This is a genomic window from Subsaximicrobium wynnwilliamsii (assembly GCF_007997225.1).
Classification (GTDB): Bacteria; Bacteroidota; Bacteroidia; order Flavobacteriales; family Flavobacteriaceae; genus Psychroserpens; species Psychroserpens wynnwilliamsii.
On record NZ_VORM01000003.1, the window covers coordinates 136,943 to 160,017 of the forward strand.

Here is a 23,075-nt window from a genome sequence, read left to right on the forward strand (position 1 = left end):
ATTACCTCTTTTTCACAAACACCATACAATGCTGCCAAGGCAGGTTGTCCATATTTTCCTCTAAAACAAAACCAGCGGCTTCAAATTCCTTGACGGCTTGTGCTTCGCTCATTTTGTGTACTTTTTTGATGGGAACAGCGCTGTCTTCAGCCCGATACTCGATCAAATAGATTTTACCATCTGCCCGAAGCGCCTTTTCAATAGAGGCCATCATTTCCTTTGGATCGTTGAATTCGTGATACACATCGACCATGAGCAACTTATCCACCGAGTTTTCTGGTAGATTCACACTTTTTTCATTGCCCATTATCAAACTCACGTTTTTTACATCATCCCTGTAGATCCGGGCCTCCATGGCTTTTAGCATCTGCTCTTGTATATCCACCGCGTAAACCAATCCGTTTTTTGCCAAGGGGGCCATTTTAAAAACATGAAAGCCCGATCCCGCTCCAATATCGGCAATGGTATCGCCAGTTTTGATGTTCATGTTATTGATTAGTTTAGAGGTATTCTCCTCTGTTTCGCGCGCTGTGCGCTCTAACCAATCAATACCTTGAAATCCCATCACATGGGCAATTTCACGCCCCATGTACCATTTGCCAATTCCGTTTGGGTTGCCATTTTTAAAAACATAGGCTTCGGAAGGCTTTGCGTCTTGGGCACAGCTTAGCTGCAGCACAATGAGCGGTAGCAGAACAATAATGAAATTTTTGAAATTTTTGACTCGCTGAAGCATTTTCATTTTATGTTTTCTTTTGATTACCCGTATCACGCTGTAGCATGCGTTTTTCTTTGAACGTTTTGAGGTTTGTTGTCTCTTTTTCTGCTCTTATTTCCAATTGCTCAAAGCTCTTAGGATCTAAACGGTTTAAAACTCGGGCTTCAATTCTCAGGATAACGTTATCTTTTAAATTGACTCACATGCAATTCGCACACCTAGCATTTCCAGTGAAAAGGCATCCATAACTTCAAAAAATGTCCCGTGATTTCTGTTCTTATCCTAGGGCTTAATTTATTCCATGGTGGAACGCAACGGGTTTAGGCCGCAGGTACTTACGATAAGGCTTATTCAAATTTCTCGAGAACCAAATCATTGATGGCGCTATGGCTGGCGTGGGCCACTGTTGTACCATTTTTTATGACTAACATTTGTGGCGATTCGTGCATGACCTGAAATTTTTCTGCAATGGCATTCGACACGTCCCGATAGCTGAGCAAATCCAAATAGTACAAATCCAGATTGGCATCCATATCATACCCCGAGACGAATTGTTTCATGGCCATACGACTGATCCCGCACGTTGTAGAGTGCTTAAAGATAACCTGTGTTTTGGTTTTTGATTGTGCTTCAATCGTTTCCAATTGCTGTTTATCGGTTAACGCCAACCAAGGCAATTCTTTTACTTCTTTAGATCCTGAAGACTCCGAAGAGCCAAAAATTGAATTTAAAAATCCCATAATTTTTTTTGTTTTTTTGTTGTTTATTGTGTGTCCCCTAAATCCCCAAATGGAGCTTTGTATTCTCGTTATCATTCAGAAGTCTCTCAACTTTAAACCTTAGACCAAGAATCCAAAACGCAAGCGGGAGACTTTTGCCCGATTATTTTATAATAGGTTGTAAAATAAAAAATCAAAATGACAAAAGCTACCCTAAGCAAATGTTTCAAGGTAATTCTAAGCTTAGATTCAGAAACCCGATAACTTCTGTCGTATATTTATAGAAACCTTTCAAGCTGACGAAACGTCACGTTATTACTGGATTTAACCGACAAATTGTCTTGTGCTTTATTGCTTTTCAGATTGGTAAGATAATTGAATTAAACCACTTGTAAAACTACAAATAATAGGCTTCATGTGTGCTTTCAAAACTCAAGTTAACATTTACCAATGCACAAATGAGCTTACATATAAAGTAATTGTCTAACAACATTTAAAAGATACCTGTTTTGCAGGCACTACTATGAACTTCAATGAGTATACCATAAAATCCCAAGAGGCGATCCAACAAGCTCAGCAGTTGGCGCAAAGTCTGGGTCATCAGCAAATCGAAAATGAGCACCTATTCAAATCACTTTTTGATGTCGATGAAAATGTGTTGCCCTTTATCCTGAAAAAATTGAACGTCAACATCAATATGCTTCAGCTTGCAGTTGACAAACAATTGGAAAGCTATCCGAAGGTTTCAGGTGGCGACATCATGTTGTCCCGAGAACTAAATAAAACACTGAATGAAGCGTCTATCATTGCCAAAAAAATGAATGACGACTATGTTTCTGTAGAACATTTAATTCTGGCCATCTTCAAATCAAACAGTAAGATTGCGCAGATGCTCAAGGATCAAGGCGTTTCAGAAAAAGGCCTAAAGGCAGCAATCGAAGAATTACGCAAAGGCGATCGCGTGACTTCCCAAAGTCAGGAAGACACCTACAACTCTTTAAATAAATATGCCAAAAACCTCAACCAACTGGCCAAGGATGGTAAATTGGATCCCGTGATTGGTCGTGACGAGGAGATTAGACGTATCCTCCAAATTTTGACGCGTCGTACCAAGAACAACCCCATTTTAGTGGGAGAGCCTGGTACCGGTAAAACCGCTATTGCAGAAGGCTTGGCTCATCGCATTGTTGATGGTGACATCCCAGAGAATTTGATTGACAAACAAATTTATGCGCTTGATATGGGTGCATTGATTGCTGGCGCAAAATTCAAAGGCGAATTTGAGGAACGGCTCAAAGCAGTTATTAAGGAGGTAACCAACAGTGACGGCGATATTGTGCTTTTCATTGACGAGATCCATACTTTAGTTGGCGCAGGTGGCGGTCAAGGCGCCATGGATGCAGCCAATATCTTGAAACCTGCTTTGGCTCGTGGTGAACTGCGCGCCATTGGTGCCACCACATTGGATGAGTATCAAAAATACTTCGAAAAGGACAAGGCTTTAGAGCGTCGTTTCCAAAAAGTGATGGTCAATGAACCAGATACCGAAAGTGCGATTTCCATTCTTCGTGGCATCAAAGAAAAGTATGAAACCCATCACAAGGTCCGTATCAAGGATGAGGCGATTATTGGAGCGGTAGAATTGTCTCAACGCTACATTACCAACCGGTTCCTTCCTGATAAGGCCATTGATTTAATGGATGAGGCAGCTTCAAAATTACGCATGGAAATCAACTCCAAGCCAGAGGAACTGGATGTATTGGATCGCAAGGTCATGCAATTGGAAATTGAGATAGAGGCCATCAAACGGGAAAATGATGAGTCTAAATTAAGATCCCTTCGCGCAGATTTAGCCAATCTTAAGGAAGATCGCAATGAGATCTATGCCAAATGGAAAAGTGAGAAAGAAGTGGTTGACAACATCCAAACCGCTAAAGCCAATATCGAGGAATTCAAACTAGAAGCCGAACGTGCTGAACGCGAGGGCGATTACGGTAAAGTTGCTGAGATTCGCTACGGTAAAATCAAGGAAGCCCAAGAAGAACTTGAAAAACTACAAAAAGAATTGCAGGAAAATCAGAGTGAAAGCGCTTTGATCAAAGAGGAAGTCACTTATGACGATATTGCAGAGGTAGTGGCAAAATGGACTGGGATTCCTGTAACTAAAATGCTGCAGAGCGAACGGGACAAACTCCTAAAATTGGAAGACGAACTTCACAAACGCGTCGTGGGTCAAGAAGAGGCAATCACTGCAGTTAGTGATGCCGTGAGACGCTCAAGGGCAGGTTTACAGAATCCGCAAAAACCGGTTGGTACTTTTCTCTTCTTAGGGACTACTGGGGTTGGCAAAACCGAGTTGGCCAAAGCCTTGGCCGAATATCTTTTTGACGATGAAAATGCCATGACCAGAATCGACATGAGTGAATACCAAGAACGTCACAGTGTGAGCCGTTTGGTAGGTGCGCCTCCAGGGTATGTAGGTTATGACGAGGGTGGACAATTGACTGAAGCCGTAAGACGCAAACCCTATTCAGTGGTTTTATTGGATGAAATTGAAAAGGCACATCCAGACACTTTCAATATTCTATTGCAAGTCTTGGATGAGGGTCGATTGACAGATAATAAAGGGCGTGTGGCCGATTTTAAAAACACCATTATCATCATGACCTCTAACATGGGTGCGAATATCATTCAAGAACGTTTTGAAGCTACAAAAGATGTGGAATCGGCTATGGCAGCTGCTAAAGTAGATGTGATTGCCTTGCTCAAACAAACAGTAAGACCTGAGTTTTTAAATCGAATTGACGACACCATCATGTTTACCCCTTTAACCAAGGAAAACATTTCTAAAATTGTGGGTCTACAATTGAAGAGTGTTAAAAAAATGATAGCTAAGCAAGGGATTGTTTTTGATGCGACTCCAGAAGCGGTATCTTATTTGTCCAAAAAAGGCTATAATCCGGAATATGGCGCAAGACCTGTAAAACGCGTTATTCAAAAAGAAGTACTCAATGAACTGAGCAAGGAAATACTTTCAGGCAAAGTCACTACCGATAGTATTATTCTATTGGATGCCTTTGATGAGAAGCTGGTTTTTAGAAATCAAGATCACGAAGTTTCCGAAGAGGTTTAATTACAAAATTAAAGTTAGTTTAAAATTTTAAGCGTTCTATTGGTCATTTTCAGAAAGCCTATAGAGCGCTTTTTTGTGTTGTATGTATTAATGATTATATCTATAATTTTTTATATTCCTAAATTATTAGAAAAAAAAATTGTGATATTGATTGAAATACAAGTACATTAATCGATATTTTTATAGCATATTTATCAACCAAATCTACATTATATTATGGGCATTATCAATTACTTCGATCTCGAAGACTCAGAATTATTCGTGTTTGATGAATTTATCAGCAATCAAATAAAGGAAGGCGTAGTCATTGAACCCAAGCACAATGAACTCCTCAATGAATATATACAAAAATTATTCAGCGGAAAAAACATGGTCTATGTATCAAATCGGGCCAAATCCTATTCTGTAAATCCAATGATTTACACTGAAGCTCAAAAAATACCAAATTTAGTAGCAATTGCCATGATTCCCGATACAGCATTGATGCGAAAGAATGCAGAGTTCGAAAAAGAATTTTATGATAAACCCTACGCCATTTTTGAGAATTTGAATGATGCCATTAGATGGGTTCATCAAATTGTAAGCAAGGAAAATGCTAAAGACGATGTAGCGCGTGAAAAAAACCTAAAACAAGGGTCAGAATCTAAATGAGCGTTTGTTGTTAGAAAACCCATAATAAATAAAACCAAGGCAATCAAAACATCTTAAATTCGAAGCGTTACAGCCATACTTTTTAGTGTGTATTAGCTTTAAACGCTACTAAAATTGAAGTGATTTTTCGGCAAAGACAACAAAACTTTAAGACTTACGTTTATGACATATGTTTTAAATTACTAACTTTGCGCAGCTATTGATCCCCAAATTTACATTTAGAAATAATAGGCTTTTATAGGTTTTCTATAGACCTATAATTTGACGTTATAAACTATTTATCTATTTATTACATGAATATCAACTCTTACATAGACCATACGATGCTTAAGGCGTCCACCACCGAGCGCGACATCATCGACCTTTGCAACGAAGCCAAAAAACATCGCTTTTATTCTGTTTGCATCAATGGGTGTTATGTCTCATTGGCCAAACAATTACTTAGAAATTCCAATGTCAAGATATGTACGGTTGTTGGCTTTCCTTTAGGTGCATCAACTACTGAAACAAAAATTTTTGAAGCCAAACAAGCCATAGAGCAAGGAGCCGATGAAATTGACATGGTCATGAACATTGGCTTTTTCAAAAGCCAAAATTACGTGGAAGTCTATAAGGATATGACCGAAATAAAGACTGCAATAGGAATCATACCCTTGAAAGTCATTATAGAAATTGATGAGCTTTCCAAAAATGGTGTGGTTAAGGCTTCGGAAATTTGCATGGACGCCAATGTGGATTTCATCAAAACCTCAACCGGCTTTACTAAAAATGGTGCCACATTGACTGCAGCAAAAATTATAAGAAAAACAGTCAAGAATCACTGTAAAATCAAAGCTTCTGGTGGCATAGCCGATTATGAAACCGCAAAAAAATACATTGATATTGGCGTGGAGCGCATTGGCACCTCTAAAGGTGTTGATATCGCAGAAAGCGAACTTTCTGGTGTGAATCATTAAATAGCCAATAGTTAAGCGACACCTATACCCAAGGCCTATTTTTTCTTTTGAATCTTCATTGGTGTGGATTAATTAGCAACTTTTAATTAAAAAGGATGCTCACATTTTAGTTAAAAACTTACTTTTACGGCTATAAGTGAAGCATCACTTAGGTATTAAACGCAATAGCAATGAAACTTTTTTTTATCCTGACGTTCACCTTCCTTTTTGGGATGAATTCACAAGCACAAAATGAGGCAACCCATGTGACGACCTATTACCTTATTCGTCATGCTGAGAAAGACCGAAGTGATGGAGGCAATAAAAATCCAAATCTCAATAACGACGGTCAGAAACGCGCCCAATTGTGGCGATATTATTTCAAAAACATAAAGTTGGATGCCGTCTATGCAACCAATTACAACCGCACCAAGCAAACCGCTAAGCCTATTGCGGAATCAAAAGAATTGGAGATTCAAATTTATGATGCCAATGATTTGTTTTCCGAAGCCTTCAAAGAAGCCACAAAAGGAAAATCGGTTTTGGTAGTTGGTCACAGCAATACCACCCCTGCCTTTGCCAACGCTATTTTGGGCAAACAAAGCCATGATGATCTCAATGATGGCGACAATAGCAAGTTGTTCGTGATTACGATTTCTGGAGGGGAAGTCTTTCAGGAATTGCTTACAATAGAGTAAACCTTACGTTCTCGGTTTCGATTTTTGAGAGCAGTTCTAATTCGCCATTATTAAACAATTTTGGCATATCGCTTAAACTCATGGTATTTGACTTTGGCTTGTAATTGTTGTAATCCACAAAGCGAACGCCTTCTACAAATCGCTCATTATAAGCCTCACGAAATCGATATCCCAAACCGTCTTCTTCTTCATAAGAATAAGCCAAATAATCAATTTTGAAGGTTTCGGTATTGATCCAATATAGATACTCATCGTCAAAATCCTCGCCTCCACCCGATTCATTGAAAGTCACTTTTACGGTATGGTATAATGCATCCTTAATGGTCACATCTTGCAAAAGCTCCTTATTTACAGAGGCAGCATCCAAGTCATAAGGTAAAACAGCAAAATAATGCACAGAATTTACCGATGCAGCGTATGCAGTCGCCATGGAATCTATAAGCATGACTTTTTCGGCATTTACAAAACGCACAAAACCCTCATTAGTGAGCAGGTCCCTAACTTCTCCCTGATCTGCTTGAAATTCGCGTTCTAGGGCAAATCTTCCGTTCTGTCTAACTGCTTTGAAATGGGTGTCCCGAAAATCGAATTCGAGCTTGGCATTTTTCAGTTTATTGCTGCCTGAGATCTCAATCGTCTTTTGAATTAGATCTTCTGCGGAAAGCATTTCGGTGTCATCTGCCTTAGCTTTAGGATTAATTGTGTTTTCTGAAGTATTATTTTTACAATTCAGAACCAGTAATGTTAATAACAAGAGAGGCGCATATTTCATTTGAGTGCTTTTTTTAGTTTGGATCAGAATCATTTCCGAAGCAATTCCGATTAAAATTTAACTGCAAATTTACAAAAACCCTTAAAAACAATTAACTTTGTTGCTATGCAGAATCAAATCAACATCAAAAACAAAAAAGCCAAGTTTGAGTATGAATTGCTCGATAAATATACTGCAGGCATTGTTTTGACAGGGACTGAAATCAAATCCATACGCGATGGCAAGGCTTCCATTGCTGAAGGATTCTGCGAATTCAACGCCCGTGGCGAACTCTTCATCATCAATATGACCATTCAGGAATATGTGTATGGCAACTACTACAACCACGCACCCAAGGCAGAGCGCAAACTACTGCTCAATCGTAAAGAGCTCAAAAAACTTGAAAAAGAAATCAGCACTAAGGGTTTAACCATAGTCCCCTTACGCCTATTTTTGAATGATAGAGGTTTGGCCAAACTCATTATTTCCTTGGCAAAAGGTAAAAAACTATACGATAAGCGTAACACGATCAAAGACCGCGAGAACAAACGCAATTTAGACCGCATTCAAAAAATATACAAATAACCATCTCCTTTTTTACACAGCTAATCCATTGGCTAATCCATTAGTCAACAGCGCTTCATTGATATTTTTCCACATAACAAATTTCAAATAATTTTGAAAATTAACGTCCTTTATAAATAGGGCGTATTACCATTTTTAGCATTGTGCGTCGATTCGAAGCAATTTGCAAACGGACAATGGCAGATGCTTTTTTTGGTATGATTCTGAATGTTTCAAGTCTCAAAAACCTTGATGTTGCCACATATGGATTTTACGCTCATAAATGCTACTCTTAAAAGTATTTAACAATCTTTGTAGGAATATTTATGATAGTTTAACATTAACAATTTCATTTTATAGCTAAGTTTGATTTTTCTTAGACAAGCTTTTAAAAAAAACGGACGTCTATTAAAATACAACCACCAATCCAACGCTATGAAACAAAAATTACTCCTCACACTTGGCCTACTTTCATTTGCCTTTTCCCAAGCTCAAATTCAAGGAAACATTACCGATCAAAATGACGAGGCCTTGCCTTTCGTCAATGTTTTTATAGAAAACACCTATAAAGGCACCACCAGTAATGAAGATGGTTTTTACGAACTCAACATCAAAACACCAGACACCTATACAGTCGTGTTTCAGTTTTTAGGTTACAAAACCGTTAAAAAAACAGTAGAGATTTCAAAGTTTCCGTTTCAATTGGACGCTCAATTAGGCGAAGAACAAATCTCTTTAAATGAGGTGGTCATAAATTCTGAAAATAATCCTGCCGATGCCATCATGCGACAAGCCATTGCCAAAAGACAGGAAAACCTCGAAAAGATACAAAGCTACAAGGCCGACTTTTATTCCCGCGGCTTGATAAGGATCAAAGATGCTCCAGAGAAAATATTGGGACAGGAAGTGGGCGATCTTGGTGGTGGTTTGGATTCGACCCGAAGTGGTGTGATTTATTTGTCTGAAACCATTTCAAAACTCGAGTTCATGCGTCCAGACAGGCTCAAGGAAAAAATATTGGCTTCAAAAGTTAGTGGTAATTCCAGCGGTTTCAGTTTCAACAATGCCATTGATGTCGATTTTGACCTTTACGAAAGTACCATTGAATTGGGCAATCAAATCGTCTCGCCCATTGCCAATAATGCTTTTGGCTATTATCGATTTAAGTTGGAAGGTGTTTTTTATGACGACCGTGGCAACCTAATCAACAAGATCAAAATAACCCCCAGGCGAGAAAACGACCCGGTTTTTGAAGGCTTCCTCTATATTGTGGAGGATCAATGGAGCATTTATGCTGCCGAATTAGATATCACTGGCACTCAAGCCCGACTCACAGCGGTGGATAAAATCACGATTACCCAAAATTATTCCTATTCCGAAGCCGATAAGATTTGGGCGAAGATTTCACAGAATATCGATTTTAAGTACGGCTTGTTCGGCATCACCGGCGACGGTCGCTTCACGGCGGTGTATAGTAATTACGAATTCAATTTAGGCCTTAGCAAAAAAGACTTCAGTAGAGAAATTGTGTCCTTTGCCGATAAGGCGAATAAAAAGGATTCCACCTACTGGAAATCTGTGCGGCCAGTACCTTTAACCAGTGAGGAAATGACCGATTACATCAAGAAAGACAGCATCCAAATTGTCAAGGACTCTAAGGTATATAAGGATTCTGTAGACTTGGTTAAAAATAAATTCAAGTTTGGCGACTTGCTTTCTGGCTACAGCTACAACAACACTTACAAGGAATGGAGCGCAGGCATAACCTCTCCCATCCAAACCATCACTTTTAACACAGTTCAAGGCTGGAACGCCAATGTAGGGGGGTTCTACCGTAAGAGTTACGACGATTTCAATAGGTTTTTCAGTATCAACGGAAGCCTCAATTATGGCTTTAGTGATGAACGTTTGCGAGGAAGCGTTTCTGCCACCTACAAATTCAACAATATTTCCAGACCCTTTTTAACCGTTTCTGGAGGTGTGACCACAGCTCAATTCAATGCCTCTGAGCCCATATCTCAACTGCTCAATACTTCATTTTCCCTCTTTGCTGAAAAGAATTACCTCAAGATTTATGAGAAATCCTTTGCCCAGGTGGCCTATTCCAATGAGTTCTTCAACGGCATCAGGATCAATTCCATTTTGGCTTATGAGCGTCGTCAGGCCTTATTCAATACCACAGACCAAGTTTGGTATCCACAGGATGACCGGGAATACACCAGTAATAATCCACAGGACGAATCCGCTTTTGGTATTGCACCCTTCGCCACGCATAACCTCATGAAATTTGGTTTGGATGCCCGCATTAATTTTGCCCAGAATTATTTGAGTTATCCCGACGGCAAGTTCAACTTGCCAAACGAAAAATATCCAACCCTAAGCGTGGGCTATGAAAAAGGCTTTGGCTCAAGCAACGACAATTATAATTATGATCAGGTCAAATTACGCGTCAACCAAGGTTTTGATGTGAAAGATAAAGGTCGGTTTCAATACAATTTAAAAGCAGGCAAGTTCTTTAATGCCGATGACATTGCCTTTGTAGATTACCAACATTTTAATGGCAACCAAACCCAAATCGGTGCAGGTTCTTATATCAACGTTTTCAACAATTTACCGTATTACGCAGCCAGCACCAACGATTCGTATTTGGAAATGCACGCCGAGCATGATTTCAACGGATTCATTTTGGGCAAAATCCCATTACTTCAAAAACTGAATTTCAATCTTGTTTTGGGTGCTCATGCCTTGGCAACGCCAGACAATAAGCCTTATCAGGAATACACCATTGGATTGGATAATATTGGATGGGGGAAATTCCGGTTCCTGCGATTGGATTATTTGCGCTCTTATCAAAGTGGCTTCCAAAGCGACGCCATTATTTTTGGGTTGAAATTTTAAGGTTGTTTTGTTGTTGGTTGTGGAGCTGTTGGTCTTGGAGTTGTTGGTCGTGGAGTTGTTGGTCTGCCAGTAGTCCGCACGACTCCAAGGGTTAAGGGCATCAAAAAAATCGCGAGTTGAAAACGCAATTTGTGATGTTCAAAAGCAGGGCTGTTTTGAATGAGAAACACTCTATATTGTTGGATTTAGCAATTTTATATGCGCATCGTTGTACCTAGTGGCTTTATGCTTTGGTAAAATATTCAAGCAAAAAGGCTTTACTATTCCTGAACTTTTTCAATTGGTGGTTTACCCAATAAACCGGCTTTAAAATGAGCCCAATCAGACAAAATGTAAAACACAATGAGGCAAGCTATTATTCCCATTATTAATTTATATTTTTTTTTCATCTCAATTATTTGAAGAGTTATATTTTTCTGGTTTAATATTTTTTCTTTTCAATTTTAAAATCTTAGCTGTCATTGAATTTCTCGTTTTCATTGATCAACTTTTAGTTTCAAATTTTTAATTACCAATTAAAAACTACCAACTGAAGACTGAACACTGCCGACTGCGGACTGGGGACTAAAAACTAATTCCTATCCTCCAACAAGGGCACAAATCGAAATTCGCCAAACTCATGTTGTTCAAAATCGGTAGCTGCTTTTCTAATGATTAGAGTCATGGTCTGTACGCTTTCACCCACAGGAATAACCAAGCGACCACCAATTTTAAGTTGCCCCAATAAGGCCTTAGGGACAAAAGGAGCACCTGCGGTTACGATGATGCCATCAAAAGGTGCTTCGTTCTCGAGACCAATATAGCCATCACCAAACACAAATTTCTTGGCGCGATAGCCTAATTTAGGCAAGAATTTGCTCGTCTTTTTATACAACTCGTGTTGACGCTCAACAGAGTAAACCTCGGCGCCCAATTCGCACAACACAGCAGTTTGATAGCCACTGCCTGTGCCAATTTCAAGAATTTTGTCACTGCGTTTTATTTTCAAAAGTTCGGTTTGAAATGCCACCGTATATGGTTGTGAGATGGTTTGGTCTGCAGCGATGGGAAAGGCTTTGTCTTGATAGGCGTGATCCAGAAATCCGGAGTCCATAAATAAATGTCTAGGAATCTTGCCAATGGCTGTTAAAACCTTGTCGTCCTTTATGCCTTTATCCTTGACAATTGCGACCAACTTTTGGCGCATTCCTTGGTGTTTAAACGTATCTTTCAATGCTAATTTTTCTTTATGAGGCTAAGTTAATTCAATCCGAAGGAAGAACAAAGTATATGTCGTAAATATGAATTTTATGTTGGTCTTAGCTGTTGATTTACATCTGCCAGCATCTACCATATCTGCGTCGTCCCTGTGCCAAAAATAGAACGCTGATGGCGCGGATCAAACTGATTTGCGTGGATCACTGAGTTTTTAGCTGCGAGCATCTGCAAGATCTGCGTCATCTGTGTTCCAAAAACAGAACGCTGATGACGCGGATCAAACTGATTTACGCTGATTCCTGAATTTATATCTGCGAACATCTGCCAGATCTGCGTCATCTGTGTTCCAAAAACAGAGCGCTGATGACGCGGATCAAACTGATTTGCGCGGATCCCTGAATTTATATCTGTGAACATCTGCCAGATCTGCGTCATCTGTGTTCCAAAAACAGAACGCTGATGACGCGGATCAAACTGATTTGCGCGGATCCCTGAATTTTTAGCTGTGAACATCTGCAAGATCTGCGTCGTCTGTGTTCCAAAAATAGAACGCTGATAACGCGGATCAAACTGATTTACGCTGATTCCTGAATTTTTAGCTGCGAACATCTGCAAAATCTGCGTCATCTGTGTTCCAAAAACAGAACGCTGATGACGCGGATCAAACTGATTTGCGCAGATCCCTGAATTTTTAGCTGTGAGCATCTGCAAGATCTGCGTCATCTGTGTTCCAACCATAGAACGCTGATAACGCGGATTAAACTGATTTACGCTGATTCCTGAATTTATATCTGTGAACATCTGCCAGATCTACGTTATCTGTGTTCCAAAAATAGAACGCTGATGACGCGGATCAAACTGATTTGCGCGGATCCCTGAATTTTTAGCTGTGAACATCTGCCAGATCTGCGTCATCTGTGTTCCAAAAATAGAACGCTGATAACGCGGATCAAACTGATTTACGCTGATTCCTGAATTTATATCTGTGAACATCTGCAAGATCTGCGTCATCTGTGTTCCAAAAATAGAACGCTGATGACGCGAATCAAACTGATTTGCGCGGATCCCTGAGTTTTTATCTGCGAACATCTGCCAGATCTGCGTCATCTGTGTTCCAAAAACAGAACGCTGATAACGCGGATTAAACTGATTTGCGTGGATCCCTGAATTTTTAGCTGTGAACATCTGCCAGATCTGTGTCATCTGTGTTCCAAAAATAGAACGCTGATAACGCGGATCAAACTGATTTACGCTGATTCCTGAATTTATATCTGCGAACATCTGCCAGATCTGCATCATCAATGTTCCAACCATAGAACGCTGATAACGCAGATGAGACTGATTTACGCTGATTCCTGAATTTTTAGCTGTGAACATCTGCCAGATCTGCGTCATCTGTGTTCCAAAAACAGAACGCTGATAACGCGGATCAAACTGATTTGCGCAGATCCCTGAATTTTTATCTGCGAACATCTGCCAGATCTGCGTTATCTGTGTTCCAAAAATAGAACGCTGATAACGCGGATCAAACTGATTTACGCGGATCCCTGAATTTATATCTGTGAACATCTGAAAGATCTGCGTCGTCTGTGTTCCAAAAACAGAGCGCTGATGACGCGGATCAAACTGATTTGCGCGGATCCCTGAATTTATATCTGTGAACATCTGAAAGATCCGTGTCATCTGTGTTCCAAAAACAGAACGCTGATAACGCGGATTAAATTGATTTACGCTGATTCCTGAATTTATATCTGCGAACATCTGCAAGATCTGCGTCGTCTGTGTTCCAAAAATAGAACGCTGATGATGCGTATCAAACTGATTTATGCTGATTCCTGAATTTATATCTGTGAACATCTGCCAGATCTGCGTCATCTGTGTTCCAAAAACAGAACGCTGATGACGCGGATTAAATTGATTTGCGTGGATCCCTGAATTTTTATCTGCGAACATCTGCCAGATCTGCGTCATCTGTGTTCCAAAAATAGAACGCTGATAACGCTGATTAAACTGATTTACGCAGATCCCTGAATTTTTATCTGCGAACATCTGCAAGATCTGTGTCATCTGTGTTCCAAAAATAGAACGCTGATGACGCGGATCAAACTGATTTGCGCAGATGTACAATAATGGCTTGACTCAAAGCGAAACGGAAAGCTTGTTTTAATATCAAGAGTCAAAGTACAGCTGTTAATATCCTATTAAGGTCGCTAAAATTTTACAGCAGTTATTCGTAACTTTCCTTATTGAAACCTTATTTTTGTTAAAAAAGGAACACAATGCTAAAAGCAGGCGTACTTGGTGCTGGTCATCTTGGAAAAATACATTTGAGATTGCTCAAACAATCCGAAAATTATGAATTAGTGGGTTTTCACGATGCTGATGCTGAAAATGGCAAGGCTGTGGAAGCTGAGTTGGGTTACAAATATTACAGTTCCATGGAAGACCTCATTGAGGCGGTGGACATGGTGGATATTGTCACACCTACCCTTTCCCATTATGAATGTGCCAAAAAAGCCATTGCCAAAGGCAAACATATATTTATTGAAAAGCCCATTACCAATACGGTTGAAGAGGCCGAACATATTAGGGAGTTATTGGCTGAGCATGATATTCGCGGACAAGTGGGCCACGTGGAGCGCTTTAATCCGGCGTTTATAGCGGTTAAGGATCAAATCAATAATCCCATGTTCATCGAAACACATCGTTTGGCGGAATTCAATCCAAGAGGTACCGATGTTCCAGTGGTTTTGGATTTGATGATTCATGATATCGATATAATTTTAAGCGTAGTGAAATCGAAAGTTAAAAACGTGTCGGCAAGTGGTGTTTCGGTAATTAGCGATACACCCGATATTGCCAATGCGCGTATCGAGTTTGAAAATGGCTGCGTGGCCAATTTAACAGCGAGTCGTATTTCATTGAAAAATATGCGTAAGTCACGGTTTTTTCAAAAGGATGCGTACATCTCGGTAGATTTTCTAGAGAAGAAATGTGAAGTGGTCAAGATGAAGGATGCGCCAACAACACCAGGCGATTTTGATATGATTCTTCAAAATGCGGAAGGCGTCAAAAAACAAATCTATTTTGATAATCCTGAAGTGTCTAAGAATAACGCCATTTTAGATGAGCTCGATAGCTTCGCACATGCTATAAACACCAATACAACTCCAATTGTCACTTTACATGATGGTACCGAAGCATTGCGCGTGGCGACGATGGTTATTAACCAGTTTTAATTCGCGCGAAGGCCGTAAACTCATCATAACATTGTAATTATAAACTAACAGGTTCCCATTTTTACGGGACTAAAAATTAAATTTTTTTATGAAGAACATAGCAGTGATAGGCGCAGGAACCATGGGCAACGGGATTGCTCATACCTTTGCCCAATCGGGATTCAAAGTCACATTAATTGATATTCGCGAAGCTTCTTTAGAACGAGGCTTGGATACCATTTCCAAAAATTTGGACCGTATGGTAGCCAAGGAAAAAATATCGGAAGCTGATAAAACAACAACTTTAGAGCATATTTCTACAACCACCTCTATGGAATCGGGCGTTAAAAACGCCGATCTTGTGGTAGAAGCTGCCACAGAAAATGTGGATCTAAAACTGAAGATTTTCAAACAGTTGGACGATATTTGCAAACCAGAAGCGATTTTGGCGAGCAACACCTCCTCCATTTCCATTACCCAAATCGCGGCGGTAACTTCAAGACCACAGCAAGTGATTGGGATGCACTTCATGAACCCTGTGCCCATCATGAAATTGGTGGAAATCATTCGCGGGTATAGTACCAGCGATGACGTAACTAAAAGCATTATGGAACTTTCCAAAACTCTTGGTAAAGTCCCTACGGAAGTCAACGATTACCCAGGTTTTGTGGCCAATAGAATCTTGATGCCCATGATTAATGAATCCATCGAAACCCTCTACAATAATGTTGCGGGTGTGGAAGAAATCGATACCGTGATGAAACTGGGGATGGCCCACCCCATGGGTCCTCTGCAATTGGCAGATTTTATAGGTCTTGATGTTTGTCTTTCGATTTTGAACGTCATGTACGATGGTTTCAAAAATCCGAAATATGCACCTTGCCCCTTATTGGTTAACATGGTAGCAGCCGGGAAATTGGGCGTCAAATCTGGCGAGGGTTTTTACGATTATGCTGAAAGCAGAAAAGCCGAGCATGTCGCGAAACAGTTTGTGAAGTAGTCTGTTTCCGTTTTACAATTGAATTTGCTGAAGTTTAAAAGGCCGATTATTTGAGATGTATGCTTTTCTGTTTTGTGCTTTTCGTTTCTATTTTCAGCTGTAGTTGGAATGACAACCTTTGATTGGAAACGCGAGGCCTTCCGAAGAAAAAAAATACAGTGTATACCGTGGCGACTATTTCCGCAGAAAAAATGATAAACTCACACTGTTCAAGGCACAATTAAACTTGTGGCCATTCAGTTTGATTTCCCCATAGCAAAAGCGACTGCGATAGTGTTTAGGCAACCACAAAACGCTTTTTCAAAAAGGGAAGGCCAAAGACAAGTATTGGTAGTGGAAATAATTTGTGTTGCGCAATTCGCTTTTAGGAAGATTGGGTGACGGTAATTTAGGGATTGGTTCAGCTTGGTGCAACACTAGGGCTGGCTTTTAGACCAAAGGGATTTTATAACAATAAAACAGAGATTGATTGGCAACAATAATTCCATTTAGAGCAGTGCGACCAACCCGAGATAAAGTGAGTCTTGTGGCGGCGCGCTCTTATCAAAGCTATACCTTGGAGCAACTTGAGGCGCGATTGCGTGACAATCCGTTTTCGTTTCTGCATATCGTCAATCCCGGTTATAAGTACGATAAGGTCATTTCTGGGCAGGAGCGCTACAATTTGGTACGCAATCGCTATTTGGAATTTAAGGAAGACCATATTTTTGTCCAGGATGCGCAACCCAATTATTACATTTACAAAATCGTGGATCGTGACCGCCAGGAATTTAATGGCATTGTTGCTGCCGCCAGCGCTCTGGATTATGAGAAAGACACCATTAAAAAACATGAAGACACCATTGAGCCACGTGAAGTCGTTTTTAAGGATTACCTAAAAACAGTGGGTTTTAACGCAGAGCCAGTGCTGCTTACCTATCCCGATAATACTATTATTGCTGAAGTGATTGAAGCCACCCAGACCGAACGTGCCGAATTTGAATTCACTACCACCTATCGCGACACCCATTACCTTTGGAAGGTTTCAGATGCTGCAACCGTAGCCAAAATTCGAGAAGAATTTAAGGCGATGCCAACCATTTACATTGCCGATGGCCACCACCGTTCATCATCGTCCTTTTTACTGTATAAAGATGAAAAAGAACGCAATCCCAATCATAAAGGCGATGAAAGCTATAATTTTTTCATGGCGTATCTCATTCCCGAATCTGATTTGAAAATCCATGAATTCAATAGAATTGTAAAAGACCTTAACGGACTCACAAAAGAAGAATTCTTAATTGAGCTCGATACTATTTATCGCATCGAAAATAGAGGCAATATGCCTTACAAACCCACTCAAAAGCATCATTTTAGCATGTATTTGGATGGCGAGTTTTACTCCTTATACTTAAGAAAAACAGGTTACACCATTGAAACCTCCCTAGATGCCCTGGACGCCCAGATTTTATACAAGACCATTTTACAACCTATTCTTGGCATCGAAGATTTACGCGATGATGCACGTATTGCTTACGTTAATGGTAAGAAGGATGTCATCAACGTCAAAAGCAGTATCGACTCTGGATCCTACGCGGTTGGTTTTGGCATGGTGCCTGTAGACATAGAAGAAATAAAACAAATAGCCAATGAAGGACTCAAAATGCCACCAAAGAGTACATTTATAGAACCTAAATTGCGAAGTGGTGTTACGATTTATGAATTTTGAAAAGGTAAACACTATGAAATTATCATTGTATGTACTACTCATTGTTTTAGTAACCTCTTGTAAAGCAGAAAAAATAGATGATAGCACTTCAACCGCTATGAATTACCGTACTTATAGTATAGAAACTTTAAAACAGGTTAGCTATACAACACGTTTAATTGAAGGAGAATTCAATCAAACATTTAATGAGCTTCGTTTTCGACAGCATCATCCAGATGTTTTGGGAGAAATGTCTTATCTAAAAGATGGCCGATGGGACACACTAATACCTTACAGAAAAAAGGAGCCAGGAATCTTGATTTGGAAAAACGTTGCAATTGGTACAATCGCTGGAAATTTAAATATTGCAACAACGTCTTATGAAGATGCATATTCAGCGATCATGATATTTGATGAAAACGGCAAAGATATGCTTGCGGAAGGTTGACCGTTAAGAGCTTCGCTGATAAATTATCTGATTTATGAAATCAATACCTACGACCATTCGCAAGAAACCGATTTCAGAGATGAATCGTGGAAAGGCACAAACCCTAAATCTTATAAAAGATACCATTACAAACCATATAACATAAAAAACAAGCCTTAAACCATGTCAATAACAAACAATCTAGAAACCATAAACTCCAAACTACCCGAAGAAGTTAAGTTAGTAGCAGTCTCCAAAACAAAACCAGTGAGTGAACTTATGGAAGCCTATGACGCCGGGCAGCGCATTATGGGCGAGAATAAAGTTCAGGAAATGGTTGAGAAATACGAGAAGATGCCCAAAGACATCCAATGGCATATGATTGGGCACGTGCAGCGCAATAAGGTCAAATACATGGCAGAATTCGTGGATTTAATTCATGGGGTGGATAGTTTAAAATTGCTGAAGGAAATCAACAAACAAGCTAAAAAGCATGAACGGGTCATTGACTGCCTGTTTCAGCTGAAAATCGCAGAGGAAGACAGCAAATTCGGGATGTCGGCGAAAGATGCCAAAAGCCTAATCAGTTCGGAAGCATTTTTGGAATTAAAGAACATTCGCATTACGGGCCTTATGGGCATGGCTACGTTTACTGATGACACAGACCAGGTTCGGTCTGAATTTAAACGTTTGAAAACCATTTTTGAGGACTTAAAACCTATTGCATCAAACAATTGTGATCTTAAGATAGTCTCTATGGGGATGAGTGGCGATTATGCTATAGCTATTGAAGAAGGCAGTAACATGGTTCGCATTGGAAGTCGTATCTTTGGCGCGCGGGATTAGACGGAGACGGAGACGGAGACGGAGACGGAGACGGAGACGGAGACGGAGACGAAGATGAAGATGGAGACGAAGATGAAGATGGAGACGAAGATGAAGACGAAGATGAAGCTGAAGATGAAGACGAAGACGAAGACGAAGATGAAATGATAAAAATATATTTAATTATTTTCAAAACGGAAACTCTGGAAGTTCATCAAAAAATTCCCGTTTGAGGTCATATAGTCCATGCTTTTTAATTTTGACGTCAGGGTCTGAAGTTCAAAATTGAGAGACTTTTGAATACACAGGAATAAAATGTCGCCTTTAGAAATTTAGGGGAGGATTTAGGACAACAAACAACTCAACAACAAACAACTTAACAACACACACCATTTACGCAATACTAGACATAGAAACCACCGGCGGAAAGTACAATGAAGAGGGTATCACAGAGATTGCCATCCATAAATTCGACGGCCATAACACCATAGACCAATTTATTAGTCTGGTCAACCCAGAACGCGACATACAGCCCTTTGTGGTCAAATTAACCGGGATCAACAGCAACATGCTCAAAAATGCACCCAAGTTCTATGAGGTTGCCAAGCGTATCGTTGAAATCACAGAAGATTGCATCATCGTGGCACATAATGCCGAGTTTGACTATCGCATCCTAAGAACAGAATTCAAGCGCTTAGGCTTTCCGTATAAAAGAAAAACCCTTTGCACGGTTGAGCTTTCACAACAGCTCATGCCCGAGCAAGAGTCTTATAGTTTAGGCAAACTCACGCGCGCCTTGGGGATTCCCGTGAGCGATAGGCATCGGGCCAATGGAGACGCTATGGCAACGGTTAAATTATTCAAGCTTTTATTGAATAAGGATTCCGATAAGCACATCATCACAGATAGTGTAAAGGTGCATGTGGCGACCAAAATGAATGACAACCACATCCAAATTATCGAAGACTTACCTGCCATTACAGGCGTTTACTACCTGCATGATGAAGAAGCTCAAATCATCTACATCGGTAAAAGCAAAAACATCAAGCACCGGGTCAATCAACACTTAACCAATACCAGCAGTAAATCGAAAAAGCTTCAATTATTGGTAAAGTCGGTAAGCTATGAGGCCACCGGAAGCGAACTGGTAGCACTCTTAAAAGAAAGTGAAGAGATCAAACGCATCAAACCCAAATTCAATCGTGCCTTAAAGCGAAAGCGTTTTACACATGGGCTTTATAGTTTCACAGATGAGGATGGCTATCTTAATTTGAGATATGAGAAAATCCTTCCGCAGAAAACCTACATCACTACTTTTGCCAATTGGCAAAGTGCGAAAAGTTTTATGGATAAAATGTTGGAGAAATACACGCTTTGCCAAAAACTTACTGGGCTGAGCAGCACAAAAAGCAATTGCTTTAACTATACCATCAAAAATTGCAATGGTGCCTGTCTTCAAGAAGAATCGGCAATAGATTACAATAAGCGCGTGCAGGAATTTATTGACCACAACAGCTATAGCGATCGCAATATGGCGATTGTAGATCAAGGTCGCGCCATAGACGAGCGCAGTGTTATCTATATTAAAGATGGCGTTTTTAAAGGTTTGGGCTTTACTGAACTCAATTACCAAATCAACAATTCGAGTGTTTTGGAAAACATCATTTCGCCAATGGAAAACAATCGCGACACCCAACACATCATACAAAGCTATCTGCGAAAGCACAGCCGTGTTAAAATCATTAGCATCCCCACTTTAAATTGATTTTAAAAAGTAGCTCTACAGCAAATTAGCGTTAAGTTAAGGAAACTCTAAACTTTTCAGTATTTTTGATATCATGAATAAAAATAAGCCAAACAAGACCTGGAGGAGCAAACTCCACGAAGTTATTTATGAGGCCGATACACCTGCTGGGAAAACATTTGATGTTATTCTGCTGGTGGCCATTTTGGCTAGTTTGGCTTTTGTAATGTTAGAAAGCGTGTCGCACATCGATGCGAAGTACCACGAGTTTTTGTTTGTTGCCGAATGGGTGATTACCATTCTTTTCTCCATAGAGTATATCGCCAGAATCATTACCGTTAAGCAACCTTTGCGTTATATTTTCAGTTTTTATGGCATCATTGACCTCTTGTCTACAATTCCCATGTATTTGTCCTTTTTCATCGCTGGCTCACATGCGTTGATTGCCTTAAGATCCTTGCGGTTGTTACGTGTTTTTAGGGTACTCAAATTGGCGCGTTACTTGGGAGCTTCAAACATGTTATCCATGTCTCTAAAAGCGAGTCGTGCAAAAATATTTGTATTCCTTTTTGCGGTACTTATATTATCGATAATTTTTGGTACGCTCATGTATCTCATTGAAGGTGCCGATAGCGGTTTTACAAGCATTCCAGTAAGTGTCTATTGGTGCATTGTAACCTTGACCACGGTTGGGTTTGGCGATATAGCACCTGTAACACCAATAGGCCAGTTTATTGCAGCTATTATCATGATTATGGGTTACGGGATCATTGCCGTGCCTACGGGCATTGTTTCCGCGGAATATTCTGCCCAAAATAAAAAGGACGGCAAAGCTGAAGAACAAGCCGACCACAAGTCAAAACCTGCTGAGATTCAAATGAATTCCCAATCTTGTTTCAACTGTAATGCGACGGAACACAAAGACAAAGCGGAATATTGCTATAAATGTGGCCATAGACTCCATCCCAATGAGTAACTATTTGATTTCCATAGTGGGACCCACCGCTATTGGTAAAACCCGTTTGAGTATCGCGCTTGCCAGGCATTTTGATACTGAAATAATCTCTGCCGATTCCAGACAGTTTTTCAAGGAGATGCAAATTGGGACCGCCGCGCCAACTGCCGACGAATTAGAAGCCGCACCACATCATTTTATTCACCATAAATCCATAACGGACAGCTACAATGTTGGCGCTTTTGAAAAAGAAGCCATGGCATCGCTGGAACAGCTTTTCAAAAACCATGATACAGTCATCATGGTTGGTGGCTCTGGATTATATGTGGATGCAGTGACGAAGGGCTTGGACGAGTTCCCCAAGGTAGATCCAGAAATACGGAACAGTTTAAATGCCAAACTCAAGGCTGAAGGTCTAGAAGCCCTACAGCTTCAGCTAAAAAATGCAGACCCTAAAAGTTACGCTACCATGGCGGTTGATAACCCTCAGCGGGTAATTCGCGCCTTGGAGGTCTGTATTTCCAGTGGAACCCCTTATTCAGATTTCTTGACTTCTGAAAACAAGCAGAGATCTTTTAAAACCATAAGTATCGGACTCACTGCGGAACGCGTCAAAATTTACGAGCGCATTGAAGCACGTGTGGACCTTATGATGGCTGCAGGGCTTTTAGACGAGGTTGAGACACTCCTACCCCAGAAACATCTCAACGCTCTTCAAACGGTTGGCTACAAAGAGCTGTTCAATTATCTGGAAGGCGAATGGGATTTGGAATTTGCAATTTCAGAAATCAAAAAAAATTCAAGACGCTTTGCCAAACGTCAGTTGACTTGGTTTAAGCGCGACGCCTCCACGCTGTGGTTTGATTATGAAACACCACAACATCAAATAATAGATGCGATTGAATCTGAAATATTTTAGGCGTATGTCCTAATGACTCCTGCTTTAGAAACGCGA

The 23,075-nt window shown here is 40.2% G+C and carries 21 protein-coding genes; 14 read left to right on the plus strand and 7 right to left on the minus strand.

The genetic code is table 11. The features are described from left to right. Nucleotide 1: 1 nt before the first annotated feature. The gene (locus ESY88_RS03510) at nucleotides 2–742 is read right to left on the minus strand and encodes a class I SAM-dependent methyltransferase (RefSeq protein ID WP_223270706.1); all 741 of its coding nucleotides are present in this window, start codon (nucleotides 740–742) and stop codon (nucleotides 2–4) included. A 323-nt stretch (nucleotides 743–1,065) separates the two neighbouring features. Continuing rightward, complete coding sequence (gene ytxJ / locus ESY88_RS03515; RefSeq protein ID WP_147084633.1) at nucleotides 1,066–1,458, minus strand: bacillithiol system redox-active protein YtxJ; 393 nt, start codon at nucleotides 1,456–1,458, stop codon at nucleotides 1,066–1,068. A 502-nt stretch (nucleotides 1,459–1,960) separates the two neighbouring features. Between ytxJ and clpB the strand changes: the two genes are divergently transcribed. The 4 genes from clpB (at nucleotide 1,961) to ESY88_RS03535 (ending at nucleotide 6,854) form a co-directional block, all read left to right on the plus strand. Then, the gene (gene clpB / locus ESY88_RS03520) at nucleotides 1,961–4,570 is read left to right on the plus strand and encodes an ATP-dependent chaperone ClpB (protein ID WP_147084634.1); all 2,610 of its coding nucleotides are present in this window, start codon (nucleotides 1,961–1,963) and stop codon (nucleotides 4,568–4,570) included. A 216-nt stretch (nucleotides 4,571–4,786) separates the two neighbouring features. Beyond that, nucleotides 4,787–5,221, plus strand: coding sequence for a hypothetical protein (locus ESY88_RS03525; RefSeq protein WP_147084635.1), 435 nt, complete (start codon nucleotides 4,787–4,789; stop codon nucleotides 5,219–5,221). Between the two features lie 293 nt (nucleotides 5,222–5,514). Further along, nucleotides 5,515–6,177 (plus strand): deoxyribose-phosphate aldolase, encoded by a 663-nt coding sequence (deoC, locus tag ESY88_RS03530; RefSeq protein WP_147084636.1) that lies wholly within the window; start codon nucleotides 5,515–5,517, stop codon nucleotides 6,175–6,177. 170 nt (nucleotides 6,178–6,347) lie between these two features. After that, entirely contained in the window at nucleotides 6,348–6,854 is a 507-nt protein-coding gene (locus tag ESY88_RS03535; RefSeq protein ID WP_147084637.1) for a SixA phosphatase family protein, read from the plus strand. Here ESY88_RS03535 and ESY88_RS03540 read toward each other — a convergent pair. Next, nucleotides 6,841–7,626 carry a DUF6503 family protein gene (locus tag ESY88_RS03540; protein WP_223270707.1) on the minus strand — a complete coding sequence of 262 codons (786 nt, stop codon included), beginning with the start codon at nucleotides 7,624–7,626 and terminating at the stop codon, nucleotides 6,841–6,843. The two genes, ESY88_RS03535 and ESY88_RS03540, sit on opposite strands and share 14 nt — an antisense overlap. 105 nt (nucleotides 7,627–7,731) lie before the next feature. Here ESY88_RS03540 and smpB point away from each other — a divergent pair, with 105 nt between their 5' ends. Together smpB and ESY88_RS03550 are read left to right on the plus strand one after the other, a co-directional pair. Further along, entirely contained in the window at nucleotides 7,732–8,190 is a 459-nt protein-coding gene (gene smpB, locus ESY88_RS03545; RefSeq protein ID WP_147084638.1) for an SsrA-binding protein SmpB, read from the plus strand. A 414-nt stretch (nucleotides 8,191–8,604) separates the two neighbouring features. After that, nucleotides 8,605–11,067, plus strand: a complete 2,463-nt coding sequence (locus ESY88_RS03550) for a DUF5686 and carboxypeptidase regulatory-like domain-containing protein (protein ID WP_147084639.1) — start codon at nucleotides 8,605–8,607, stop codon at nucleotides 11,065–11,067. Nucleotides 11,068–11,327: 260 nt separating this feature from the next. Here ESY88_RS03550 and ESY88_RS21650 read toward each other — a convergent pair whose 3' ends face one another. The 4 genes from ESY88_RS21650 to ESY88_RS03565 form a co-directional block, all read right to left on the minus strand. Next, entirely contained in the window at nucleotides 11,328–11,456 is a 129-nt protein-coding gene (locus tag ESY88_RS21650; RefSeq protein ID WP_262713025.1) for a hypothetical protein, read from the minus strand. Between the two features lie 182 nt (nucleotides 11,457–11,638). After that, nucleotides 11,639–12,280 (minus strand): protein-L-isoaspartate(D-aspartate) O-methyltransferase, encoded by a 642-nt coding sequence (locus ESY88_RS03555; RefSeq protein ID WP_147084640.1) that lies wholly within the window; start codon nucleotides 12,278–12,280, stop codon nucleotides 11,639–11,641. 113 nt (nucleotides 12,281–12,393) lie between these two features. Beyond that, complete coding sequence (locus ESY88_RS03560) at nucleotides 12,394–13,065, minus strand: hypothetical protein (RefSeq protein WP_147084641.1); 672 nt, start codon at nucleotides 13,063–13,065, stop codon at nucleotides 12,394–12,396. A gap of 9 nt (nucleotides 13,066–13,074) precedes the next feature. After that, a complete protein-coding gene (locus ESY88_RS03565) occupies nucleotides 13,075–14,313 on the minus strand; it encodes a hypothetical protein (protein WP_147084642.1) in 1,239 nt (412 codons plus the stop codon). Nucleotides 14,314–14,543: 230 nt separating this feature from the next. Here ESY88_RS03565 and ESY88_RS03570 point away from each other — a divergent pair, with 230 nt between their 5' ends. From ESY88_RS03570 to miaA, 8 genes are all read left to right on the plus strand, one after another. Continuing rightward, nucleotides 14,544–15,503, plus strand: a complete 960-nt coding sequence (locus ESY88_RS03570) for a Gfo/Idh/MocA family protein (RefSeq protein WP_147084643.1) — start codon at nucleotides 14,544–14,546, stop codon at nucleotides 15,501–15,503. An 88-nt stretch (nucleotides 15,504–15,591) separates the two neighbouring features. After that, nucleotides 15,592–16,482: a 3-hydroxybutyryl-CoA dehydrogenase gene (locus tag ESY88_RS03575; protein ID WP_147084644.1), complete on the plus strand. Its 891-nt coding sequence runs from the start codon at nucleotides 15,592–15,594 to the stop codon at nucleotides 16,480–16,482. A 469-nt stretch (nucleotides 16,483–16,951) separates the two neighbouring features. Further along, nucleotides 16,952–18,190: a DUF1015 domain-containing protein gene (locus ESY88_RS03580; protein WP_147084645.1), complete on the plus strand. Its 1,239-nt coding sequence runs from the start codon at nucleotides 16,952–16,954 to the stop codon at nucleotides 18,188–18,190. Nucleotides 18,191–18,203: 13 nt separating this feature from the next. After that, nucleotides 18,204–18,617: a hypothetical protein gene (locus ESY88_RS03585; protein ID WP_147084646.1), complete on the plus strand. Its 414-nt coding sequence runs from the start codon at nucleotides 18,204–18,206 to the stop codon at nucleotides 18,615–18,617. A 162-nt stretch (nucleotides 18,618–18,779) separates the two neighbouring features. Further along, nucleotides 18,780–19,442, plus strand: a complete 663-nt coding sequence (locus tag ESY88_RS03590) for a YggS family pyridoxal phosphate-dependent enzyme (protein WP_147084647.1) — start codon at nucleotides 18,780–18,782, stop codon at nucleotides 19,440–19,442. Nucleotides 19,443–19,812: 370 nt separating this feature from the next. Next, complete coding sequence (locus ESY88_RS03595; RefSeq protein ID WP_147084648.1) at nucleotides 19,813–21,186, plus strand: exonuclease domain-containing protein; 1,374 nt, start codon at nucleotides 19,813–19,815, stop codon at nucleotides 21,184–21,186. 73 nt (nucleotides 21,187–21,259) lie between these two features. Beyond that, a complete protein-coding gene (locus ESY88_RS03600; protein ID WP_147084649.1) occupies nucleotides 21,260–22,141 on the plus strand; it encodes an ion transporter in 882 nt (293 codons plus the stop codon). Continuing rightward, entirely contained in the window at nucleotides 22,134–23,039 is a 906-nt protein-coding gene (miaA, locus tag ESY88_RS03605; RefSeq protein ID WP_147084650.1) for a tRNA (adenosine(37)-N6)-dimethylallyltransferase MiaA, read from the plus strand. The genes ESY88_RS03600 and miaA overlap by 8 nt, the downstream gene beginning before the upstream one ends. The last annotated feature ends 36 nt before the right edge of the window (nucleotides 23,040–23,075 follow it).